17 protein-coding genes are annotated in these 21,189 nt (G+C 45.8%); 11 read left to right on the top strand and 6 right to left on the bottom strand.

Annotated features, from left to right (window positions below; genetic code table 11):
- The first annotated feature begins 1 nt into the window (after nt 1).
- Complete coding sequence (locus PJF56_RS18165) at nt 2-784, top strand: HAD-IA family hydrolase (protein WP_283764117.1); 783 nt, start codon at nt 2-4, stop codon at nt 782-784.
- A gap of 54 nt (nt 785-838) precedes the next feature.
- Here the strand turns inward: PJF56_RS18165 and PJF56_RS18160 are convergent, their stop codons facing one another.
- The gene (locus tag PJF56_RS18160) at nt 839-2,260 is read right to left on the bottom strand and encodes a glycosyltransferase family 2 protein (RefSeq protein ID WP_283764116.1); all 1,422 of its coding nucleotides are present in this window, start codon (nt 2,258-2,260) and stop codon (nt 839-841) included.
- A gap of 208 nt (nt 2,261-2,468) precedes the next feature.
- On the opposite strand from PJF56_RS18160, the gene ebsA reads away from it, so the two are divergent.
- The 5 genes from ebsA to PJF56_RS18135 all read left to right on the top strand — a co-directional run bounded on the left by ebsA (nt 2,469) and on the right by PJF56_RS18135 (nt 5,564).
- Nucleotides 2,469-2,852, top strand: a complete 384-nt coding sequence (gene ebsA / locus PJF56_RS18155; protein ID WP_283764115.1) for a type IV pilus biogenesis protein EbsA — start codon at nt 2,469-2,471, stop codon at nt 2,850-2,852.
- Nucleotides 2,853-2,884: 32 nt separating this feature from the next.
- Entirely contained in the window at nt 2,885-3,970 is a 1,086-nt protein-coding gene (locus PJF56_RS18150; RefSeq protein ID WP_283764114.1) for a phosphotransacetylase family protein, read from the top strand.
- Between the two features lie 99 nt (nt 3,971-4,069).
- Nucleotides 4,070-4,573: a DNA-processing protein DprA gene (locus tag PJF56_RS18145; RefSeq protein ID WP_283764113.1), complete on the top strand. Its 504-nt coding sequence runs from the start codon at nt 4,070-4,072 to the stop codon at nt 4,571-4,573.
- Nucleotides 4,574-4,593: 20 nt separating this feature from the next.
- Complete coding sequence (locus PJF56_RS18140) at nt 4,594-5,007, top strand: MAPEG family protein (protein ID WP_347179582.1); 414 nt, start codon at nt 4,594-4,596, stop codon at nt 5,005-5,007.
- 65 nt (nt 5,008-5,072) lie between these two features.
- Entirely contained in the window at nt 5,073-5,564 is a 492-nt protein-coding gene (locus PJF56_RS18135) for a YajQ family cyclic di-GMP-binding protein (protein ID WP_283764111.1), read from the top strand.
- Between the two features lie 57 nt (nt 5,565-5,621).
- Here the strand turns inward: PJF56_RS18135 and PJF56_RS18130 are convergent, their stop codons facing one another.
- Nucleotides 5,622-6,416, bottom strand: a complete 795-nt coding sequence (locus PJF56_RS18130; RefSeq protein WP_283764110.1) for an OmpA family protein — start codon at nt 6,414-6,416, stop codon at nt 5,622-5,624.
- 244 nt (nt 6,417-6,660) lie between these two features.
- Here PJF56_RS18130 and PJF56_RS18125 point away from each other — a divergent pair, with 244 nt between their 5' ends.
- The gene (locus PJF56_RS18125) at nt 6,661-7,512 is read left to right on the top strand and encodes a hypothetical protein (protein WP_283764109.1); all 852 of its coding nucleotides are present in this window, start codon (nt 6,661-6,663) and stop codon (nt 7,510-7,512) included.
- A 191-nt stretch (nt 7,513-7,703) separates the two neighbouring features.
- Here the strand turns inward: PJF56_RS18125 and PJF56_RS18120 are convergent, their stop codons facing one another.
- On the bottom strand, nt 7,704-10,490 hold the full coding sequence (locus tag PJF56_RS18120) for a CHAT domain-containing protein (protein ID WP_283764143.1): 2,787 nt from the start codon (nt 10,488-10,490) through the stop codon (nt 7,704-7,706).
- A gap of 312 nt (nt 10,491-10,802) precedes the next feature.
- Here PJF56_RS18120 and PJF56_RS18115 point away from each other — a divergent pair, with 312 nt between their 5' ends.
- On the top strand, nt 10,803-11,549 hold the full coding sequence (locus tag PJF56_RS18115) for a DUF4114 domain-containing protein (protein ID WP_283764108.1): 747 nt from the start codon (nt 10,803-10,805) through the stop codon (nt 11,547-11,549).
- A 169-nt stretch (nt 11,550-11,718) separates the two neighbouring features.
- Nucleotides 11,719-14,982: a SpoIIE family protein phosphatase gene (locus PJF56_RS18110; RefSeq protein WP_283764107.1), complete on the top strand. Its 3,264-nt coding sequence runs from the start codon at nt 11,719-11,721 to the stop codon at nt 14,980-14,982.
- Nucleotides 14,983-15,050: 68 nt separating this feature from the next.
- Here PJF56_RS18110 and PJF56_RS18105 read toward each other — a convergent pair whose 3' ends face one another.
- The 3 genes from PJF56_RS18105 to PJF56_RS18095 form a co-directional block, all read right to left on the bottom strand.
- A complete protein-coding gene (locus tag PJF56_RS18105) occupies nt 15,051-16,718 on the bottom strand; it encodes a mechanosensitive ion channel family protein (RefSeq protein ID WP_283764106.1) in 1,668 nt (555 codons plus the stop codon).
- 193 nt (nt 16,719-16,911) lie between these two features.
- A complete protein-coding gene (gene psbO, locus PJF56_RS18100; RefSeq protein WP_283764105.1) occupies nt 16,912-17,739 on the bottom strand; it encodes a photosystem II manganese-stabilizing polypeptide in 828 nt (275 codons plus the stop codon).
- Nucleotides 17,740-17,891: 152 nt separating this feature from the next.
- Complete coding sequence (locus PJF56_RS18095) at nt 17,892-19,223, bottom strand: four-carbon acid sugar kinase family protein (protein ID WP_283764104.1); 1,332 nt, start codon at nt 19,221-19,223, stop codon at nt 17,892-17,894.
- A gap of 104 nt (nt 19,224-19,327) precedes the next feature.
- Here PJF56_RS18095 and PJF56_RS18090 point away from each other — a divergent pair, with 104 nt between their 5' ends.
- Both PJF56_RS18090 and PJF56_RS18085 read left to right on the top strand, forming a co-directional pair.
- Entirely contained in the window at nt 19,328-20,479 is a 1,152-nt protein-coding gene (locus tag PJF56_RS18090) for an AAA family ATPase (protein WP_283764103.1), read from the top strand.
- Between the two features lie 2 nt (nt 20,480-20,481).
- A complete protein-coding gene (locus tag PJF56_RS18085) occupies nt 20,482-21,084 on the top strand; it encodes a DUF3226 domain-containing protein (RefSeq protein ID WP_283764102.1) in 603 nt (200 codons plus the stop codon).
- Nucleotides 21,085-21,189: the final 105 nt, after the last annotated feature.

The raw sequence follows: 21,189 nt of genomic DNA, 5'->3' as shown, positions 1-21,189 counted from the left end.
TATGGGGCAACTGAAAGCGATTATTTTTGATGTGGATGGAACCCTAGCGGAAACGGAACGGGATGGCCATCGTTTGGCGTTTAATCAAGCCTTTTCTGAGGCAGGATTACCGTGGCAATGGTCTGCCGAGTTTTATGGGAAACTTTTAGAAGTGTCGGGAGGAAAAGAGCGTCTGCTTTCCTACGTTCGCCAGTATCATCCCCAGTTTGAGCCTCCGGTAGAATTGGCAGTTTGGGCAGCCCAATTGCATCGTCAGAAAACCAAGTATTATCGACAGTTGCTGTTAGAGGGTTCGATTCCTTTGCGACTGGGGGTTGAACGGTTAATTGCAGAGGCTAGAGGTAAAGATGTACGCTTGGCGATCGCCACCACGAGCGCCCTACCCAATGCCATGGCCTTATTGGAGAAGTTTTTTCATCCTACCGTGTTTGAACTGATTGCAGCCGGGGATATTGTAGCCCAGAAAAAACCTGCTCCAGATATTTATCACTATGTTATCGAGCAAATGCATGTATCGCCCAGAGAGTGTATCGTGATTGAGGATTCCCAAGCTGGGGTACAAGCAGCCACTCAAGCGGGTTTACCGACTTTAGTCACCCAGCATGAATATACCCAAAATCAGGACTTTCCTGGAGCGATCGCCGTTTTAAGCGATCTAGGGGAACCGGATTCTCCCTTTGAAGTTATTCGGGGCGATCTGGGCAGTTTTACATATACCACCCTGGACACCCTCGCCTTTTTGCAACAGCAAGCAGTGGGTAATGGGCAGAAGGGTAATGGGTAATGGATCGCCTCCGCATCCCCGTGTCCCCCTATCTCCCCATCCCCCCATCTACAATCATTCAACCACCACCGTACCTTCATGGCTCGTTTTCACCCATTTTAAGGTTTTCGGGCGTACCGCGATTCGGGCGGATGTACTGGCCACAATTAAGAGCCAATGGAGCATATAAACGGTTCCTTTCAAGGTTTGCCAGAGGAGAGTAGGTAAATTGGAGACCACACCATTAACTCGATTGACACGGCGAATACCTTGAATCATGGCAATCACAGACATGCCAATCATCAGGGCTGTCATGGGAGTATAAACCGGCAGCCGATTTTTGGCGATCGCCATTAAACAATCGGGAATTGCCGCATTGGGGAGAAAATATTGGATGATCCAAAACGTCAACATATCCCAAATTTTCATCCACGATATCCGCCCGCTAAAAATCAAGCGCCAATAATCCATATATCGTTGATATCCCCCCTCTGCCCAACGATTGCGTTGATGCCATAGGGCGAAAGGAGTGGTTACCCCTTCTTCCTGTACGGGAGGATCGAGGATAAAGTCTACATCCCACTGTTCCAGATGTAGGCGTAGGGTTAAATCCAAATCATCGGTAATCGTCTCCTCATTCCATCCGCCGCATTGTTCAAGTGCCGTGCGTCGGACAAATTGACCATTACCTCGCAGCTCTCCAATTCCTCCCAGGGCAATTCGTTGTTGCTGGAAATAGGAATCGAGGGCCATTTCCGAGGCTTGACCTTGAGTCCAAACATTCACCGAAGCATTGGCGATCGCCTTTTGTAGTTGAATTGCACCCACTCTGGAGCGATCGAACCCTGGCAGTACCCGTCGCAATAAATCCGGGGAAACTTGGGCATCCGCATCAAAGACCGCCACTACCTCACCTTGAGTTAAAGGTAAGACCTGATTGAGCGCTCCCGATTTCCCTCCTGTCGCGCCAGCCGATCGCCGCATGACATGCAGATGGGGATAGTCTGGGCGGAGGCTCTCCAGCACTTGGGGGGTGCGATCGCTGCTGTTGTCATCAATGACCCAGACTTCATAGCGGTCTAAGGGATATTCCTGACTACAGAGCATTTTCACTAAACGAGCAATCACCGTTTCCTCATTTTTGGCCGCCACCAACAAAGAGACAAACGGCACATCTGCACCAGGCTCTCGATCCAGGGATTCTAAAGGTCTTCTCGGTTTAGCCATTAAGACTCGAAGGCAATGAATCCCCATCAGGGCAAAGATGCCCCAGATCAGCCACAGACTCCACGAGAGCAAATGGAAAGCGATCGTCCCACTCCAAATTACAATTAGTAACACTGCCGCTTTTCGTCTGCGGCCCTCATAGACCACTCCATCGAAACAGGAAACATTTATCTCCTCCTGCACCGCATCTGTAGAAATGGATTGAAAGACTTGACGATCTTCATTTAGGGACTTCTGACGATCGTCGATAGAATTGGATTTCTCCGACATAAGGTTATGGACGCTCTTAATCCTGACTGAATATTTGATCGATCCCCTCCGCAAGCAGAGGGTCTGTGCTTTATTGTAACGAACTGTGGATTGCTGCTTAGAGATCGGGCTAAGGAATCACTTGACAGTTGCTCAACTGCATGGGTGACAATGTAAGATAAACTGAGAAATCTTTATTGTTAAGACCGGGCGTGTAAGTAAAACGTTTATGACTACCGATCTCAGTGCAATTGAACCCGCTCAAGGTGGAGTGGTTGGGGTTTATCAGCCTTACTACCAAGGTAACAAGCGTGCTGCCTTGCCCTATGCCATAAGTGTGTATGAGAAAACCTCTCTAGAAGGGGAACGCCGGATTGAGAAAGGAGAGAGTATTCCTTTTTTGGCCACTTGGTTTATTGTCTCCAAACTCCCCGCAGATGAGACGGTCTGTCGGATGCAGTTTGATGGTCAGTCGGAACTGACCTACGAGGTAAAACTGCCTAATCATGAATTTATCGAGTTTTTGATTGAGTTGTATGTCAATTGGCGCAGAACGAAAATGATTGATTTTTCCCAAACGTTCTACCGAAAGCTATTACGATTAGATGACTAATTAATGATGATTAACAAGTTGGGAGTGCGTGTGTGACGGGTATCAGCCAATATCTACTAATAGGTTCCCTAGAATCCTACAGTGGTAAGTCAGCAACATTATTAGGGATGGGAGCGCAACTAAAAGAGCGAGGCTTCGATATTGCCTATGGTAAGCCTTTATCAACGGGGAATGAAAACCTGATGTTTAAAGGAATGGATAAGGATGGGGCCTTTATTGCACAGATCCTAGATTTACCTGCCGATCGCCTCTATCCAACGTTGGTTTCCATGGATCGACAGACCATTCAACGGCGATTATCCCAGGGCAATGCAGGTAATGGCCAGGCCAAGTTTCAGCCCCATTATCCCCCGTCTCCGGAGCAGTTGGTGCTATTGGAAGGGCCGGGGACTTTGGATGAAGGGCGATTGTTTGGTTTGTCTTTAGCGCAGATGGCCGATCAACTCTCGGCGGGAATTGTGTTGGTGATTCCGTTTGATGGCCAAAAGGTGATCGATCAGGCCCTATCTGCACAAGAGCGTTTGGGCGATCGCCTACTCGGAATTGTGGTCAATGATATTACTGCCGACTTTATCGAACCCTTTGACCAAGAGTTTGCCCCCTATCTGGAATCTCAAGGCATTGCGATCCTCGGCCAGCTCCCCCGCAGTAATTTATTGCGCAGTATTAGTGTCCGGGAATTGGTCAGTCGTCTAGAGGCAACCGTGCTATGTCGAAGCGATCGCTTAGATTTGATGGTCGAGAGTTTGCGGATCGGAGCCATGAACGTTAATTCAGCTCTGAAATATTTCCGTAAAGCGGAAAATATGGCCGTGGTGACTGGGGGCGATCGTACCGATATTCAATTGGCAGCTCTGGAGACTTCGACCCAATGTTTAATTCTCACCGGCCATCTGTCTCCCTCAGAACTCATTATTAGTCGAGCTGAAGAGTTGGAAATCCCCATTCTTACAGTAGATCTTGATACGTTAACAACTGTGGAAATCATTGATAATGCCTTCGGCACAGTGCCGATCCAAGAACCGGTTAAAGTCAAGTGTATGTCGGAGTTGACTGCTGCCCATGTTGATCTAGACCGGTTGTTAGGTTACCTCAAGGATAGGGGTATGGGGGGATAGGGGGATAGGGGGATGGCAGTCCATTCCCTGTTCCCTGTTCCCTGTTATGCAAATTATCTGCTAGAATATCTCAGTTGTAGAGCCTAGTTGTTATTGGCATTGAGTCAATCCTTAGAAATTCCTAAATTTGATACCCTAGAGCAAGAACTGGCAACGATCCAGCAAACTGGATCAAAGCGGCTGGCCCTCCTCGGTTCTCGCCATGTCCCCATAACTCATCAACATTTGATTGAAACGATGAGTTATTCCCTGGTTCTATCGGGAAACCACATTATTACCTCTGGAGCAACGGGCACAAATTTTGCCGCAGTCCGAGGAGCGATGCGGGCAGATCCCAATTTGTTGACGGTTATTTTGCCTCAAAGCTTAGACCGTCAACCGAGAGAATCGCGAAAATTACTCGAACAAGTGATTCACTTGGTGGAAAAACCAGAGAACAATGAGTTGTCTTTGGGTGAAGCGAGTTCGTTGTGTAATGGGGAAATTATTACCCGATGTCAGCAACTGATTTGTTTTGCGTTTCATGATAGCTGGACTTTATTGCAAACTTGCCGTGATGCGGAAGAGCAGCGTAAAGTGGTAACCTTGTTTTATTTTGATTGATGATCCGTGAGGTGATGAGTTTGTCCGTTTCTGTTTCTGCGCTGTTACTCTATGGGATCGCTGGAGCAGCGTTTTTAATCTATTTTCCCTTTCTTTGGGTCGCCTATGCTCGCTTTCAAGGGGGGATGGCTTATTTAGAAACCCCTAGAGCGTTGTCGGATCAATTGCCAGATTACGCTAAACGAGCCAATTGGGCCCACCAGAATTCGATTGAGGCCTTTATGCTTTTTGCGGCGGCTGCGGGGATGGCCTATGCTACGGGAGTAGACTCAATGGTGGCCGGTTGGGCAGCCTTGGTGTTCTTGGTGGCTCGTGGATTATATAGTATATTTTATATTTTCAACATTCCCTTGGGGCGATCGCTGATGTTTGGCATTGGCTCCCTGTGCAATTTAACTTTGTTTGGCTTAAGCTTTCTGCAAGTAAGCAGTTAGGTTTTGGCTTTCCCCGAAATGGGGGATAAGCTGATATGGTGTTTGATAGTGTCTCATTAGTTCCTATGGCTTCTTCCTATTCCTTTGATGTAGTGAGTGACTTTGACCAACAAGAGTTAGTTAATGCTCTAGACCAAACTCAACGGGAAATTAAATCCCGTTATGATTTAAAGGACTCGAAAACGACGGTGGAGTTGGTGGACGATACGATTACCATCAATACGGATAGCAATTTAACCTTAGAGTCAGTGACAACGATTTTGCGGACTAAAGCTGCCAAGCGCAATTTATCCTTGAAAATTTTCCAATTTGGGGATATTGAGGCCGCTGGAGGTAACCGAGTCCGTCAGGAAATTAAGCTTAAGCGCGGTATTGACCAAGATTTAGGCAAAAAGATTAATAAACGCATCCGGGATGAGTTTAAGAAGGTACAAGCTTCGATTCAAGGGGATTCTTTGCGGGTTTCATCCAAGTCGAAAGACGATCTGCAACAGGTGATTCAGATGTTAAAACAGGAAGATTTACCGGTGGACTTGCAGTTTACCAATTATCGTTAAGTTGGGCAGAAGGGTAATGGGGCATCTGCGCGTCACCGTGTCCCCCCATCTATTTCCCTATTCGATAATAATCTCCACGCGGCGGTTGCGTTGTCGTTCCGAGTCAGAGTCATTGGGGGCTAAGAAGTGAGTTTCTCCATAACCGACTCGGAGGAAATGGTAATTATCTCCTAACCCAGCATAAAGATATTCATAAACTGATTCTGCTTGTTGTAAGGAAAGGTCTAGGTTTTCTTGAGTATCGCCTAAATTATCGGTATAGGCGTTAATTTGAATGGTAGTGTCGGGAAATTTGCGTAAGTCAGCGATGAGGCTATCGAGTAACTCCGATTGTTTGGGATTGAGCGTTGTGCGATCGCCTTCAAAGAGTAAGTCACTCGGTAGGGTTACCATGAAGACCTTGGGAGAAGCGTGACCGGATAACTGTTGCTCTAGTAAGTTCAGACGAGTCTTAATCGGTCTTTGGGGAAAGGGTTGATTGAGTTGGACTTCTAACTGGGTGAGGCGATTTTCCCAGGTATTGAAGTCTAATCGAAGTTGATTGAACTCTTCTCGGGCCTGTTGGCGCTGTTGTAAACTGACGGGAGGTGCGGTGGCTGAAGGGCGAAACTGCCACCATTGGGCACTGAGGGGATTAAACGGTTGCTGCAAAACTCGTTCAATCCAAGGCATTTGGGGATTGGGATCGGGGTAAAAGAAGGCGATCGCTATACCCAAGATAAACGCCATAGAGCTGCTCACCCCTAGCAATAACAGGCGAAATATCGTTACCAAGAGAAACGTAACCAGATTTCCCTGGGATGGGGGAGTTGGGGGAGTTGGGGGAGTTGGGGAATCAGATACTTCAGTCACAGATTAGGTTATCCACAATTAACCGAATGGGTCAGCCCCGGATCGAGAGACCAAAAGAATCGTAACGCAAAATCGTAACCTGAACAGTGCGATCGCCACCCAAACACAAAGAAATTTTAAATCTCTTGAAGCCCCCTTCCTTTTAAAGCCCAATCCCCTGTATTCTAGTAAAGACAGGAAGGACTTATACTCCTCACTGGGGCTTTGCTTCTCACCCATCCCCCATACGCGAGATTGAAGTTCGATGCCTAAATTCCTACAGAGCCTAAAATCGCTCTTAACTAATCCCTCGGTGCTGCTGTTTGTACTGTTACTGGTGCTGCTGCCTAAATCTGCAATGGCTGGGGCCATGAAAGATTCGGCCTCTGGTAATCCTACCCCTGAAGCTGCTGCAACCCCCATGAACCCAACTTCAGAATATAGCGATCCCCTCGATAGTCCCTATCCGATTCCCTGGAATTGGGTCATAAATACCCATGCAGAAGTTTCTGCGACGGATGGTTCAGGACTGCGCTATTATCGGACTCCTTCCTTGGTGTCTCCCGATGGTCAGTATGCGGCCTATAGTCGGATTCAGTTTAAAATCCGAGCGCAACTGCATTCGAGTCGAGTCACGAGTGTGATGTTTTTGGAGAATTTACAAACCGGTAATCTAGAGGTGGTGACGGCTGGTTCTCCGTTGGCCAATAATCCCTTTGATGGGAACCCAGAAGCGCAATTACCAGGGGTGATTACCCTGTTAGTGCCGGTGTCTTGGTCAGAGTTGGGCGATCGCCTCCTGGCACGGCAGTTTGAAGGCTTGTTTAGTTCTTCTACGGTATCGGATTATGCCGTAATTTGGAACCGTAATTTGAATAAAACAACCACCATCGCCCCGGCTCAGGTGGATTATAGCCATGCGGTACTTCTGGGTTGGTCGGAGAATAATGCCAACCATGTACTATTTAAAGCCGGTATTCTCGGAGATGAGAATTGGCCGATGTGGGCAGTGAATGCAGAGGGTAAAACGCTACTAGCAACCGGCGATCGGCCTCAGACCTTCGGCCGTTCTGTCGCCGAGGCTTGGGCTGGCCCCCAAGCCCATTATCGCCGTTAATGTCCTTTACTGAGGATAATGCGCTTCATAAAGGTTGTACCAGGGGGCTTAAGCCCCCTATTTTGACTCTTATCAAAATCAAATCTGGTGGGAGAGGGCGGGTTTACTTGCAATAGTTGTCAGTCTACAAGATTTGGGTATAACCCGCCCCTACTGATAATTACCCATTACCTATTACCGCGAGCAGCGCTCTATTTCCTCCCTTCTCCCACTAACGTAAAAGCTGCCCAAGCTTGAGGATTGGGAAAGGTTTCCAGGGTGGTTAACATGGCTTGGCGCAAGGCGGCGGCGCGATTATTGGTTGTGGGCAATTCCCGGTAAAAGGCTTGCATTAACTCTGACGTGGGAGCATCGGGAACTGCCCAGAGGGAAACTAACACGCTAGGGGTTCCCGCCGCAATCAGGGAGCGGGATAAGCCAATAATGCCATCTCCAGTAATATCCCCTCGTCCCGTGTTGCAAGCACTGAGAACCACCAATTGAGCGGTTAAATTCAGATCGAGAATTTCCTCGGAAGTGAGCCAGCCATCGGTAGCGCGGGTATTGCCGGTGGGAGTCAGGGCTAAGGCTCCGGGGGTGCGAAATCCGAGGACTTCGAGTTCGTCCAATAAGCCATGGGTGGCTAAATGAATTAAAGAGGCGTTTTCCATCTGTTGGGCGATGTTTTCCTCGCTTGCTTCGGCTCCAATCAGGGCTTCAGTGCCCAGTAACTCGGCGATGACAAGGGCTTCGGCTTCGGCTCCGGGGAGGGGGTCAAGGGGTTCGGGTTTGGCTTCGGGAGACTCGGCTAGGCTGGGCATTTTGGGGTTGCCGACGACTAATGCACCCTGGAGATCGGAGGATAATTGTTGAGCGCGTTGGCGAGCAAGTCCTAAGACTTGAATGGAGGGAGCGGTGAGTAGGGTATGTTTCTCGATGAGGTATACGCCTTGTTGATCTTGCAAGGCGGGAAAGGGGACGAGAAATAGACTCCCTTGGGGTATAAAAATCACTTGTTCCTGGGGATCGCTGGGCAGTAAATCGACGATGGGTTCAATCAGGAGTTCGTAGCTTTTCTTGAGGCGACGGTTGACGCGCCGTTTCTGGGTGTTGGCAGGGGGTTCTAGTTCGTTGTTTTGGACTCCGGAGCGGGTGGCTTGTACCCACTGATTGACTCCCCGTTGAATGCCGCGACTTCTGCCGGTGACGGCGGCGACGCGGGTACGTTCGGCGGCATCTTCTAGGGTAATGCCTAAGTCTTCTAGGTTTTGCGATCGCAACTCGATTAGTCCATTGGGCTGAATTACCCAAATATAGAGCGTCTCTCCGACGATGGAATATTGCACCAGGGTGGCTTGTTGTTCCTGGGCAATGCGGCGGATTTCCGCTAATGTGGGCGGATTGGGAGTCTCAAAGGTTTCTGCGGGTTCGCCACTGAGTCGAGCGGCGAGAAGTTCTACAAATGCCCTGGCTCTGGCTCGTTCGGCGATTTCTAGGGCGGCTTCGGTTTGCTCTTCGGCAATCAGTGCCTGTTGCAATTGTTCGTAGGTGGTAATTTGAGTTTCAAATAGGGAAACTTTATCGCTATCGCGTAAACCAGGGCGCAGAGATTCCCAGAGGGTAATGGCTTCTTGTAGGGGAGCAATGGCGCGGCGATAATCCTGTTGACTGAGATAGAGTGCGCCAATTTGATTGAGGATTATACCCGATCCGGCGCGATCGCCAATTTCTTTCCGTATCTCCAATGCTTGCTGATAATAGTCCAAAGCGGTTTGGGTTTCTCCTTGGCTGCTGGCTACTTCGCCCAAATGGGTTAAACTACTGGCTATACCGGCGCGATCGCCCATTCGTTGCCCTAGCTCAAGGGCTTGATTAAGAAAAGATTCGGCTTGTTGGAACTGCTCCAAATAGCCATAGGTGATGCCAATTCGATCGAAGGTATTGCGCACTCCAAAGTCTTTCCCATCATAGCCATCCGGGAGCAAGTTGTAATACTTGAGCGCCGTTTGTGCAGATTTGAGCGCTTCCTCATGCTCTCCCATCTTATTCTGCACCCGTGCCAAAGAATTATACAACTCGCCTTGATCCTTGGGCAGTTCATAGAGTCCCCCTTCCAAGGGAATACCCCCCTGTTCCTGCCCTTGCATATTCTCCAGCGCTGCTTGCAAAATCGATCGCGCTTGGGCATATTGTCCCAATTTTTCATAACTATCCGCTAAACTGGTCAGAGAGGCTCCAATGCCGGGTAAGTCTTGCAATGAGCGACGAATAGCTAAGGCTTGCAGACGAATGGTAATCGACTTAGCATATTCGCTCAGTTGGCTGTAGATATCCCCCATGCGATTGAGACTATCGGCTTGCTTGCGGCGATCGCCACTCTCCTGATACACTTCCCTAGCCTGGGCAAACCGGGTTAACGCTTCCTCAAAGTTCCCCTGTTGATAGGCTTGTTCCCCTTGAGCAAACACATCCAAGGCATCATCGCTAAATAAACAGACGGTTGCAGGAGTAACGGGGCAGTTTTTCTCCACTAGCGGGTTATTTTGCAGATCTAACGCCGTTAATTGCCGTAAATTGGGGAAAGATGGGGGTAGAGTCCGGATTTGGTTGCGATCGACAATCACATAACTCAGATTCGTTAACTCACCTAAAGCCGTAATATCCTCAATTTTATTCCCCGACAATAACAAAAAACTAAGCTGGGTCAAATTCCCCAAGGGCGTAATATCTCGAATCTGGTTAAAACTCAAATTCAGCCCCTTCAAATGCGTCAAACTCGACAACGGAGTAATATCTTCTATCTCTCGGTTACCCAAATCCAGATTCACCATCCCCGATAAAGCTTCTTGCGCTTCCCCACAGTCCGAAGTTTCCGCCATCTGCAACAACACAGACACCGTATGCTGTTGAGCTGCGGAGAGATCTCCCCTTTCACACCACTGCTGAAACAATCGCACAGGGGAACTCGCCCCACTCTTGTGGGCTAAATCGCCCCACATCACAGCACTTAAGAGCGTTGAAACTGCCAATAAACGTAATCTATTCCATTTAATAAATAGCATAATTTATACTTTTAAGTCCCTATCTTTGAGTAGGCAATAATGCGGATAGCTTAACTGAATCTTCATAATGGAGAAGCTCAAACTTCAGTTAAGCTCCCGAAGACAAGCCCTTAGATTCCATCCTAAACTGGTATTGTAATAGCCCAATTGCTTAAGGTTGCTCGGAAGAAACACAAAACTTGCATTATTATTCAAGTTCTTCCCTACAAACAAAACTAATTTAATTCACACAGAAACGGAGCTTATACCATGAAACTCAACACCACCCTAGCCCTCGCTGCTGCCACTGCCACCGGTTTACTCTCTGCCACCTCTGCCTATGGTTTCAATCTGAAGACTGAGCGCTCAGATTTGTTTAACCTGTTTAACGAAAGAGTCAATCAGGAACGCTTATGGATGGAAGATTCCTCTGCTAAGATGTTGGAACTTGACCCAGAAACTCTACGCTGGACAGGAGGTGTAGATCCAGTTGATGTCTTCTTTATCAATGAAGGTGCAGGATATCGCAATCAACTGTTTTACTCAGCCAATGGTGGCACAGCAGAAATGATTTTTGCTGATATTGCTTCTCCAGAGAGTATTCTCAAAGAAGCAAATGGGCCCATGAAGCTAGGTGATGGAGCCAGCTTAGGAACTTTTGCGGGCGATACTTCCCTAGATTTCAGGATTAAAGCCAATGGCGCAAACAACAGTAATGGTAAGATTTACGGTGCTGATATTTCCGCAAATGCTGATGGACTACAGCATGTGGTTGCTTATGAGTATTTCGATAAAGTTGCCAAAGAAAATTGGGTCATCCTAGGATTTGAAGACCTCTTCGGAGTCCACTATAACGAAGGAGGAAGTTCAGACCGAGATTTCAATGATGTGGTGATTGCTGTTCGTGGAGTTACCGGCGATCGCGTTTCCGTTCCTGAACCCTCCAGCACTGTGGCCGTTTTGGGATTAGCTGCATTGGGGATGGCCGGTCTGCGTAAGAGCAAGAAAGAGCTTTAATCGAGTCTGAAGCTAAAGATTAGACGCTGACCATACCAGATCTAGATGTAGGGGTGAACGGCCGTTCACCCCTACAGATTTTTTAATTACCTCTTGATAAGATAGGTGAGAGCCTAAACCTTCTAGAGAGGAGATTTTTCCCAATTCGATGATAGTGCTAAACCGATGGATGAATAAAGCATCTGGTAAATTGCCGTTACGGATGGTGTTAATTGTACCCTTCTTAGTCCAAATTTTTGCTGTGGTTGGATTGATCGGATATTGGTCTTATCGCAATGGCCAACAGGCAGTTGAAGAATTAGCGACCCAGTTACGGAAAGAAATTACTCATCGAATTCAAGAACATTTGAATACTTATCTAGACACACCCCATTTAATCAACGAAATTAATACCCATGATTTAGAATTAGGGAAACTCGATTTAGAAGATATTACCGAATTAGAGCATCATTTTTGGCAGCAAATTCAACTTTTTACAGAAGCATCTTATATCTATTTAGGCACGCCATCAGCATTATTTAGTGGTGCAGAACAAGTGGTTGATGGCATTCCCAATGTTGCCTATTCGACAGCCGAGAATCCGGATCGAAGCTTTGAAACTTATGCCACCAATAAACGCGGCGATCGCACGGAGCTATTATCTGAATTTCCTGATTATGATGTATTAACTCGACCTTGGTATTTAGCGGCGAAAAAAGCAGGGAAACCCGTTTGGGGAGATATCTATGTCTGGGTAGCACCCTATCCCAATGTAGCCTTACCTGCGGTGCGGCCCTATTATAATCAGGACGGTGACCTAGAAGCGGTCTTTGCGGTAGATTTATCTTTGCTGGCGATCGCCGATTTCCTAGAAAACCTAGAAGTCGGCAAAACCGGGGAAACCTTTATTATCGAGCGCAACGGTTTATTAGTGGCATCCTCCACGGGAGATTTACCCTTTATTGAAGAAAATCAAGAACAAAAGCGAATTCAAGCTGAACAGATTTCCGATCCGTTAATTCAAAATACAGCTCTATTTTTAAAGTCCAATTTTGAAGACTTAAAAGATATTTATGAATCTCAACAATTACGCTTTAAACAAGAGGGGAAATGGCAACTCGTCCAAGTAACTCCCTATGCCGATGAATATGGATTAGATTGGCTCATTGTCGTAATCGTCCCCGAATCCGATTTCATGGCTAAAATTCATGAAAACAATCGCACCACAATTTTTCTCTGTTTAGCTGCGTTGGGGGTAGCGACTGTCGTGGGAATCATTACCTCGCGATGGATTGTCCAAGCCATTTTTAATCTCAATGAAGCGGCCAAAAAAATCTCCAGTGGAGAATGGCAAAACAGTGTGGATATCAATCGGACAGATGAATTAGGAGATTTGGCCCGTTCATTTAATTCTATGGCAAATCAGCTCAAATCTTCCTTTGAAACCCTAGAGAGCCAAAAAGAAGATTTAGCGCGAAAAAATGAAGAACTAAAACAACTCGATGAAATCAAAAACACATTTTTAGCCAATACTTCCCATGAACTGAGAACCCCCTTAAATGGGATTATCGGCATTGCTGAATCTTTGATTGACGGAGTTACGGGTGAACTACAGCCAGCGACTCGTTCTAACTTATTTACGATTATTGCCAGCGCTCGTCGGTTGTCTAATTTGGTCAATGATATTTTAGATTTTTCTAAGTTACAACATCAGACCATTAGCTTGCAACTGAAAGCGGTTGATTTACATTCAATTGTCGAAATCGTATTAACTTTATCTAAGCCATTAGTCGGTCAAAAAGATTTACAACTGATTAATAGTATTCCCGAAAATTTCCCCCCCGCAGAAGCGGATGAAAACCGTCTGCAACAAATTTTATATAATTTAGTGGGTAATGCGATTAAATTTACGCCATCAGGAACCGTAGAAGTGAGTGCAGAATTGATTTACTCTGGTAATCATCATTCTCATCTATCGATTTCAGTGTCGGATACGGGAATTGGAATTCCGGAAGATAAGTTCGATCAAATTTTTGCCTCTTTTGAGCAAGCAGATGGTTCCACGGAACGGGAATATGGCGGAACGGGATTAGGGTTAGCAATTACCAAACAACTGATCGAACTCCATCAGGGAACGATTAATGTCACTTCTCAGATTCATCAAGGATCGAGGTTTACATTTACCTTACTCATTGCTTCGGGGACAGTCGAGAAGTCTTCTTTAAGTCTGTCGATCCAAAATTTTGATGCCCTGTCTGCGATGTCAGACGAGGAAGGGTTGATGGTTTCTGAATCGATGGAGCAGGTAGAAATAGAGGATCAGTTAAAAATTCTGATTGTGGATGATGAGCCGGTTAATCGCCAAGTGTTGGTCAATCATTTATCGTTGAAAAATTATGGGATCTGGCAAGCGAGTACGGGTCAAGAAGCTTTAGATTTAATTAGTAATGGGTTAAAACCGGATGTGATTTTGCTGGATGTGATGATGCCGAAAATGACGGGATATGAGGTCACGCAGCGATTGCGGAAAAGGTTTAATGCGACGGAATTACCGATTTTATTGCTGACGGCAAAAACGCAAATTCAAGATATTGTTACGGGTTTAAATATGGGGGCGAATGATTATTTAAGTAAACCGATTGCTAAGGATGAGTTACTGGCGCGGTTGCAGACTCAGCTTAATTTGAAGCGGTTGAAGGCGGAAAACTTGTATTTAAGTGCGGAGTTGGATATTATTCGCCGGATGCAAGAGATGGTGTTGCCTTCTGCTGATGAGTTAAAGGCGATCGCCGCTTTGGACATTGCTGGCTATATGCAACCGGCTGAAGAGGTGGGTGGAGACTACTATGATGTTTTGGTTGAGGGCGATCGCCTGAAAATTGGTATCGGCGATGTTACCGGCCATGGTCTCGAAAGCAGTATCATCATGATTATGGCTCAAACGGCTGTCCGTACCCTGCAAGAGAGCCAACAAACCGATCCCGTTGAATTCCTCTCGATTCTCAATCGTACCCTTTATCGCAATGTTGAGCGCATCAATTCCGATAAAAGCATGACCCTTGCCCTGCTCGATTATACCAATGGAGTGATTCAACTGAGCGGACAACATGAAGAAGCGATCGTTGTTCGCAGGGAGGGAACAGTTGAACGAATTGACACCATCGATCTAGGGCTTCCCCTGGGTTTAGAAGACAACATTAGTCAGTTTATTTCCCAATGTCAGATTCCCCTCAATTCTGGGGATGTAGTCGTTCTCTATACCGATGGCATTCCAGAAGCGCAAAGTGCGGATAAAAGTCGATATGGTATAGAAAGACTCTGTGAAGTGGTGCGAGCCAATCACCGGCGATCGGCCGAAGAAATTCGCCAAGCCATTATTTCAGATGTTCAGGATCACATTGGCGAACATACCGTATTTGATGATATGGCTCTGGTGATCCTGAAACAAAAATAACCCACTCCCTCTACTGATATCAAAAGCGCAAAGCGCTGTATAGGCTACGATTCTTTAGAATAAATAATTCAAATCACAGACTGATCGTCAGGTTTGAGAAGATTTATTTTACTATCTTCTGGGGACTTAAACCGAATAATTCGTTGGGGTAAAAGTGGGGGAATTCCAGCTTGGTCAAAAGCCGCTTTAATCATGTCCCGCACAACTCCCTGAATTTCGTCATGGATACCCCTAGGGTTACTCGTAGGTCTGAGCTTAGTCATAGTACGAATTGTCATGTGGGAGGGGGTGAATTCCTCAATCCCATTGAAATCAATCGGTTCTAAAACTTCGGGGTGATTCGCTTGTAAATCCTCACTGACTTGTTGCAAAATTCCATAGATTTTCTTGACATTGGCTTCATAGGAAATGGGGATATCGACTACGGCATAAATGTAATCCCTGGAATAGTTCACAACCTCTTCAATATTTCCATTGCGGATAATATAAACTTGACCATTGGGATGGCGGATGCGGGTGGTTCTGAGTTCAATGGCTTCTACGACTCCGGAAGCATCTCCTGTTTCGATAAAGTCTCCCACTAAATAATAGTTTTCAAACAAGATGAAGAACCCACTCACCATATCATTAATCAAATTTTGCGCTCCTAACCCGACGGCTAAACCCAATAACCCGGCTGCGGCTAAAATGGGAGTGGGGTCGATTTCAAACACATCTAAAATCCAAACGCCAGCGCCAAAGTAGATCAGGTATTTCGATAAACTTTGCAGCAGGGGAGTGATAGTCATTCGGCGTTGTTTTTGGGTCTCGGATAAGTCTTGATCCGTGAGCATGACCTCTTCGAGAAGAAGTTGGGCAAGTTCAATAAAGACTCGACTCAGGAGAATAATGACAATTAAGTTGACCAGTTTTTCGCCAATATTAGCAAACCCAGTAATGGTCTGAATTAATCCAATTACTTGAGTCACCATGTTGACATAAATAACGGCTTCTAAGCACCGCTTGGCAAAGGGAACGAGATGCTTTAGGTTACTGTAGTATCGATAAACTAAAGTTCCTGGTTTAAAGTGGGATTCAACTAAGTTATCTAGGCTATCAATGATTGCTGTTGCGGCTTGCAATATGAGGATACTAAAGGCAATGATTAAATAACCAATTAATAGGATCTGTAGGTAATTTAATCCTGTTGGAGGCAATTTAAAAAAGTATCCACTCAGATAGAGTGTAACCAGCCAAAGAATATTGGTGAAGTGAAATTTAGCTTTCTCTAAAAAAGTATCAGTTTGATCGTAAACCGAGGTTAATTTAGCAAAAACCGCAAAATCTTTTACTTGTTTGCCAGCGTTTTTCAGCAAGGGATCGAGGTAACGGCTGATGGTTAACGTGATGATAATGAGACCGCCAGTTATGAAGATTCCATAGAGGATCGTTTGCCATAGCTGCTTAGGAATATTTTGAAATAATTCCAGGGTGTACTGAGGTAGATTTTGTTCTCCTCGATAGATCAGAAAAACATTAAATAGAATAATGGCAAGACTGAGTATTAACCAAACAAATGCTAGAATTTTTTTGGAGATTTTGCGAATATTGTTAATTTGGCTTTTTTTGTCTTTAAGCCATGATAAATGGTGACTTTTTTTGAATACCCAGTTCAGCAGCCATTGCAGGACAATAAATATGACTAAAACAATGAATAATTCCGCAAAAACAACCGATAGATTGTAGAAATTGATCATGATCTTTCCCCAAGATGATCGTATAAATATAGAGTAGTAATTTTAACTTGGGCATAGAATTACTAAATCTTAAGTATAAAACACAAGAGTGAATCAAAATGTAAAGTTTAATATCAATTTAGGGTTTTTATACAAAAAATATAGGGGTGAACCAGGGTTCACCCCTACAACAGGCTTTAGTAATTGAATTAAACTAGCTCAAGTCTTCTTCTACACGACCATAGAAGAGTCCTTTGATTTTCACCTCTACAGCCTCTTTCGCGCCTAAGTCAGTATCAGAGGGTTGGACACTCACAAAAATTCCACCAAATTCTCCTGTGCTGGGGTCAACTTTCGTGACTTGTAAAGAAATTTCTCCTTCACCGACTTGAACCCGTTTCACATTGGCCAAGGTGAAATCTTCAGCATCTGCACTAGAAGGTAAGGCAACGGCATTATCATAACCTGTGGCTACCCCTCTGCCTTTGGGATCGAGGAACGTAGCTCCCCGATAGGAGGGAACGCGGAATTTCCCTTCAAAATCAGTTGAAGTATTGACACTATCTGCACCCGGTTCAGTTTGAGCGACTAGATTTTTGATGGTGAAGAAGAACGGTACTTCTTCGCCTCCGGGTAGGAGTACGGTAATAATTTGGAAATCAATTCCGCCTTTTTCTGAGAAAGTCAGAGTGTTTTCTGGGCCAAAGGTCAGGTCTCCATAGACTTGCGTAAGGCTGGACGTTTTACGGGTTAGCACTTTACCCGGTACAAATTCTGCTTGCTTACGCTTGCTGGTGGCTTCTTCTTTGACAAAATAATCATTAGGCTGCAAGCATAAATCAGTCAAGACGTAGCTTTTGCTCGTATCTAGGGGAATGGAACCTCTAGCGGTTTCTTCCAATTGAGGACAGTTGTTTGCTAAACCTGTGTTTTTAATATCATCGTAGGTGTAGTCGCTACCTACGGCTGGGCCTTCACTACAGGCTGTAATTAGACTCAAACACAAGGCTAGGATGACAGCAATAAAAGCGCGGTATTTCATAGTTGAGTTTTTAGCGTTGACCAAGTGTGTTTTCCTCCAACGGAGTCCTGCCGCTCCCGAACTCAGCACTGATGGCTTGGGGTTGGGGATCGGCAAAACTCTTTTAACCATAATTTCATAAAATGGTACGGCTAAGATCCCCTTAAGGACGTTCAGTGAGCAGATGGCTGGTTTAATCGTTGATAGACGGTGGCTAACCCGTGGCGATCGCCCACATTTCCGGGAAAGAGAACCACGGGTAAGTTGGGGAACCGGGGATGATCGATGGGGGTACGCACGAGGGAGCATCCGGGGAGAATTTGCCCAAGCAGACGAGCCGATCGCAACTTTAACCCGCGACTGAGGACATCGTTGGAGGTAATTCCGCCTTTGCTAATTAAATAGCCCATATCTGCGGGGAGGTTCTCTACCACACTCATTAGCACGTGGGACACCTGTTTACCAAAGTCGAGTCGCGCTTGAATGGTGGGAAAGGTGAGTTCTTGGCGGGAGGTGTAGATAACGGGGGTTCGGTCTTGGCTGTGGATGTCCTGAACTTGGCGTAAAATGCTCTGTATCAGGTTTTCTTGGGTCTTCGGGTCATTTTTGAGTAGCTGGCTGACATCCACTTCTATGCCGCTAATTTCTGGCTCTTCCAGCAGTTGGGCGAGTTGTTCGGTGGTTTTTTTCACATGGGAACCGACCAAAATTACGCCGGGTTTGCCTTCGCGCACATATTGATTCATGTGTTCAGCCATTACGGGTTGCTGAGGCAGTTGGGCTAGGGAGGTGAGAATGCTGGCAGCGCTACGGAGCAGGAAGCGTTTACCATGGGCACTGGCTCGCAATAGGTCACCGGCAAACCAGTCTAGGTCAACTTGGTGTTCTGCGTCTACGACTCCACATTGATTATCGCTCAGGGACATCAGGCGGTCAAAGCTGCCTTCGCGAATTTCTTCGAGTAGGAACCGTTGGACGCGATCGCGGACAATTTGACCTTGGGTTTTTTGAGCCACATAATCGGGAAGATAGGAGTGGGAGTAGCCAAATACGGAATCTTTGGCGAATTCGGTTTCATGGACGGGGGTAGGCGTGCCGTCAACGATCAGATAATGGATGCTATCGCGGGTGATCCGTCCCCCTTCAAAGAAGGCGGGAATGAGGAAATGGGCATCAAAGGGGCCGAGTTCGGAGGCGATCGCATCGGTTTCAATGGGATAATGGCCCCGGAGGGTGGAGTCTGAGCGACTGACGACTAGGAAATTTTCGATGTTTTCTGCGGCGATCGCCTGTTTCAGATTTTGGCACACCTCCACCGTCACCGCCTTAGCTTCCTCCGGAGTCAGTGCCCTAGTATTCGTCAAAATAAACACAATCGGCGAATCATCCGTTAAGCCAAACCGCAGGGTTTCCACATCCCACTGCATCAGCAACAAACAACTATGCACCGTTTGCGATCCGGTGGGATCGTCGTCAAGAACAATTATTTTCGGTTGGGTACTCATGGGTTTGGGTCGAGCAATAACTCGTCAAATTATACCAAACTCTGACCTATTCCCATGTTAAACTTGAATTCGTTTTCTCTTCGTTCTTCCAGCGAGTTCCATCTATGCTCAGAAGCGTCAAAATTGAGAATTTTCGCGGCTTGCAGTCCTTAGAGTTGCCAGATCTAGGTCGCTTAAATCTGCTCGTCGGAGCTAATAATTGTGGCAAAACCTCTATCTTAGAAGCCATCCAACTCTTGTGTTCAAAAAATAATCTTGAGCCGATACGAGATTCGATGATAAGACGAGGTGAATATTTTTTTGAACAACCCAATCAGTCCCTTGATTTTGACATTCGTCACTTATTTTATAGTCATCTTATCGATCCAAATATTGAATTTAAAATATCAGGACTCAATAATGATATTTGTGAAACGGTCATTGCCACAATAATTTTAGATCCCGATCGATTTAAATATTCAACAAAATTCAGGGATCGAACGTTTGAGTACATCAACCCTGATGCCGATATTTTCGATGAGTTGAGTCTGGTGATAACCTGGAGAACAGGAGAAATTAGAAAAGACTGGGAAAAAGAAAAATATTTTGATAACTTTCGTTTTCCCTTATCTGTTGATGAAACAATTCCTGATAATTTAATCGTGAAATTTACCAGGTATAGTAAATCCCACAAAAAAACAGAAGGTCGAACAAATTTCATTGAATCGTCTTCACTCACTTCAGAAAAAATGATTGAGTTGTTTAATAATATTGTTTTAACATCAGAAGAGCAACCCGTACACCAAGCCCTTCAAACTATTGAGCCTAAATTTAAGCGGATTGCTGTATCATCTCAGTTCACTCGGTTTTCGCAATCGCGGGAGGGTTTCCTCGTGCGTCTTTCCGATCGCGATCGCCCGGTTCCCATTGGCAGTCTAGGCGATGGCATCTGGCGCATGTTAGGACTCGCCTTAGCCATTGTCAATACCAGAGATGGATTTTTATTCATTGATGAAATCGACACCGGTTTGCATTACACAGCCATGGCGGATATGTGGAAATTAGTCTGGGAAACCGCTAAACGCTTAAATGTACAAGTGTTTGCCACCACCCATAGCAGTGACTGCTGGCGCAGTTTAGCCACCATTGCTAGTGAAGTAGATACCCCAGAAGAGGGCATCAGAATTCACCGCATCGAACGGGATAAACCTCAAAGTATCGTCTTTACCGAAAAAGAAATGGCGATCGCTGCAACTCAAGACATTGAGGTGCGTTAACCATGGCACGTCATTCCAAAAAACTAATTGTTGAAGGACAAGAAGATAAAAGAGTTATCCCCTGGTTGATGGAAGCCAATGGAGTAATTTGGGAACCCATTAAACATCAACCCGTTGTACACATTACAGCCCATGATGGCTATCAAAACATTAACCAAGATTTTATTTCAACTCAGCTAAAAGAATCTGGATTAACTGCCCTAGGATTAATCATAGACGCAGATCTGGATTTAGAAGAACGTTGGCAGAGCATTAGAAATTTTTCCTTACCCAGTATTGCCAATATTCCTGAACAATTACCCCCATCTGGACTAATTCATGTAACTCCTATGGGTATTCGATTCGGAGTTTGGATTATGCCAGATAACCAAACCCAAGGAATGTTAGAGACGTTCCTAAAATATCTAGTTCCAGATAAAAGCCAGTCCCTTTGGGAATATGCACAAGAAGTAACGCAACAAGCCAAGCAAAAAGGGGCAACCTTTAAAGATCCTCATCATGTAGATAAAGCGAACATCTATACTTGGTTGGCTTGGCAAAATCCACCGGGAAGACAGTTACATGATGCAGTTACAGCGCTTCGCGCGGTAATGGGTAATGGGTAATTGGTAATGGGAAAACCATTTTTCACGCTATAATCCCCATTTTTCAGGCTTTTCATGGGACAACACTCTCAAGGAACATTTCGATTACTGTACCTCATAACATCG

Source organism: Roseofilum halophilum BLCC-M91 (assembly GCF_030068445.1).
In the GTDB taxonomy this organism is placed as follows: domain Bacteria; phylum Cyanobacteriota; class Cyanobacteriia; order Cyanobacteriales; family Desertifilaceae; genus Roseofilum; species Roseofilum halophilum.
This window is presented reverse-complemented; position numbering and strand designations above follow the sequence as displayed.

What these genes read in the sequence shown, in the direction of transcription:
- psbO (WP_283764105.1), bottom strand. Translation starts at nt 17,739, where the DNA reads ATGAAATACCGCGCTTTTATTGCTGTCATCCTAGCCTTGTGTTTGAGT.
- PJF56_RS18110 (WP_283764107.1), top strand. Translation starts at nt 11,719, where the DNA reads ATGAATAAAGCATCTGGTAAATTGCCGTTACGGATGGTGTTAATTGTA.
- PJF56_RS18125 (WP_283764109.1), top strand. Translation starts at nt 6,661, where the DNA reads ATGCCTAAATTCCTACAGAGCCTAAAATCGCTCTTAACTAATCCCTCG.
- PJF56_RS18160 (WP_283764116.1), bottom strand. Translation starts at nt 2,260, where the DNA reads ATGTCGGAGAAATCCAATTCTATCGACGATCGTCAGAAGTCCCTAAAT.
- PJF56_RS18135 (WP_283764111.1), top strand. Translation starts at nt 5,073, where the DNA reads ATGGCTTCTTCCTATTCCTTTGATGTAGTGAGTGACTTTGACCAACAA.
- PJF56_RS18120 (WP_283764143.1), bottom strand. Translation starts at nt 10,490, where the DNA reads ATGTGGGGCGATTTAGCCCACAAGAGTGGGGCGAGTTCCCCTGTGCGA.
- PJF56_RS18105 (WP_283764106.1), bottom strand. Translation starts at nt 16,718, where the DNA reads ATGATCAATTTCTACAATCTATCGGTTGTTTTTGCGGAATTATTCATT.
- PJF56_RS18090 (WP_283764103.1), top strand. Translation starts at nt 19,328, where the DNA reads ATGCTCAGAAGCGTCAAAATTGAGAATTTTCGCGGCTTGCAGTCCTTA.
- PJF56_RS18165 (WP_283764117.1), top strand. Translation starts at nt 2, where the DNA reads ATGGGGCAACTGAAAGCGATTATTTTTGATGTGGATGGAACCCTAGCG.
- ebsA (WP_283764115.1), top strand. Translation starts at nt 2,469, where the DNA reads ATGACTACCGATCTCAGTGCAATTGAACCCGCTCAAGGTGGAGTGGTT.
- PJF56_RS18115 (WP_283764108.1), top strand. Translation starts at nt 10,803, where the DNA reads ATGAAACTCAACACCACCCTAGCCCTCGCTGCTGCCACTGCCACCGGT.
- PJF56_RS18095 (WP_283764104.1), bottom strand. Translation starts at nt 19,223, where the DNA reads ATGAGTACCCAACCGAAAATAATTGTTCTTGACGACGATCCCACCGGA.
- PJF56_RS18085 (WP_283764102.1), top strand. Translation starts at nt 20,482, where the DNA reads ATGGCACGTCATTCCAAAAAACTAATTGTTGAAGGACAAGAAGATAAA.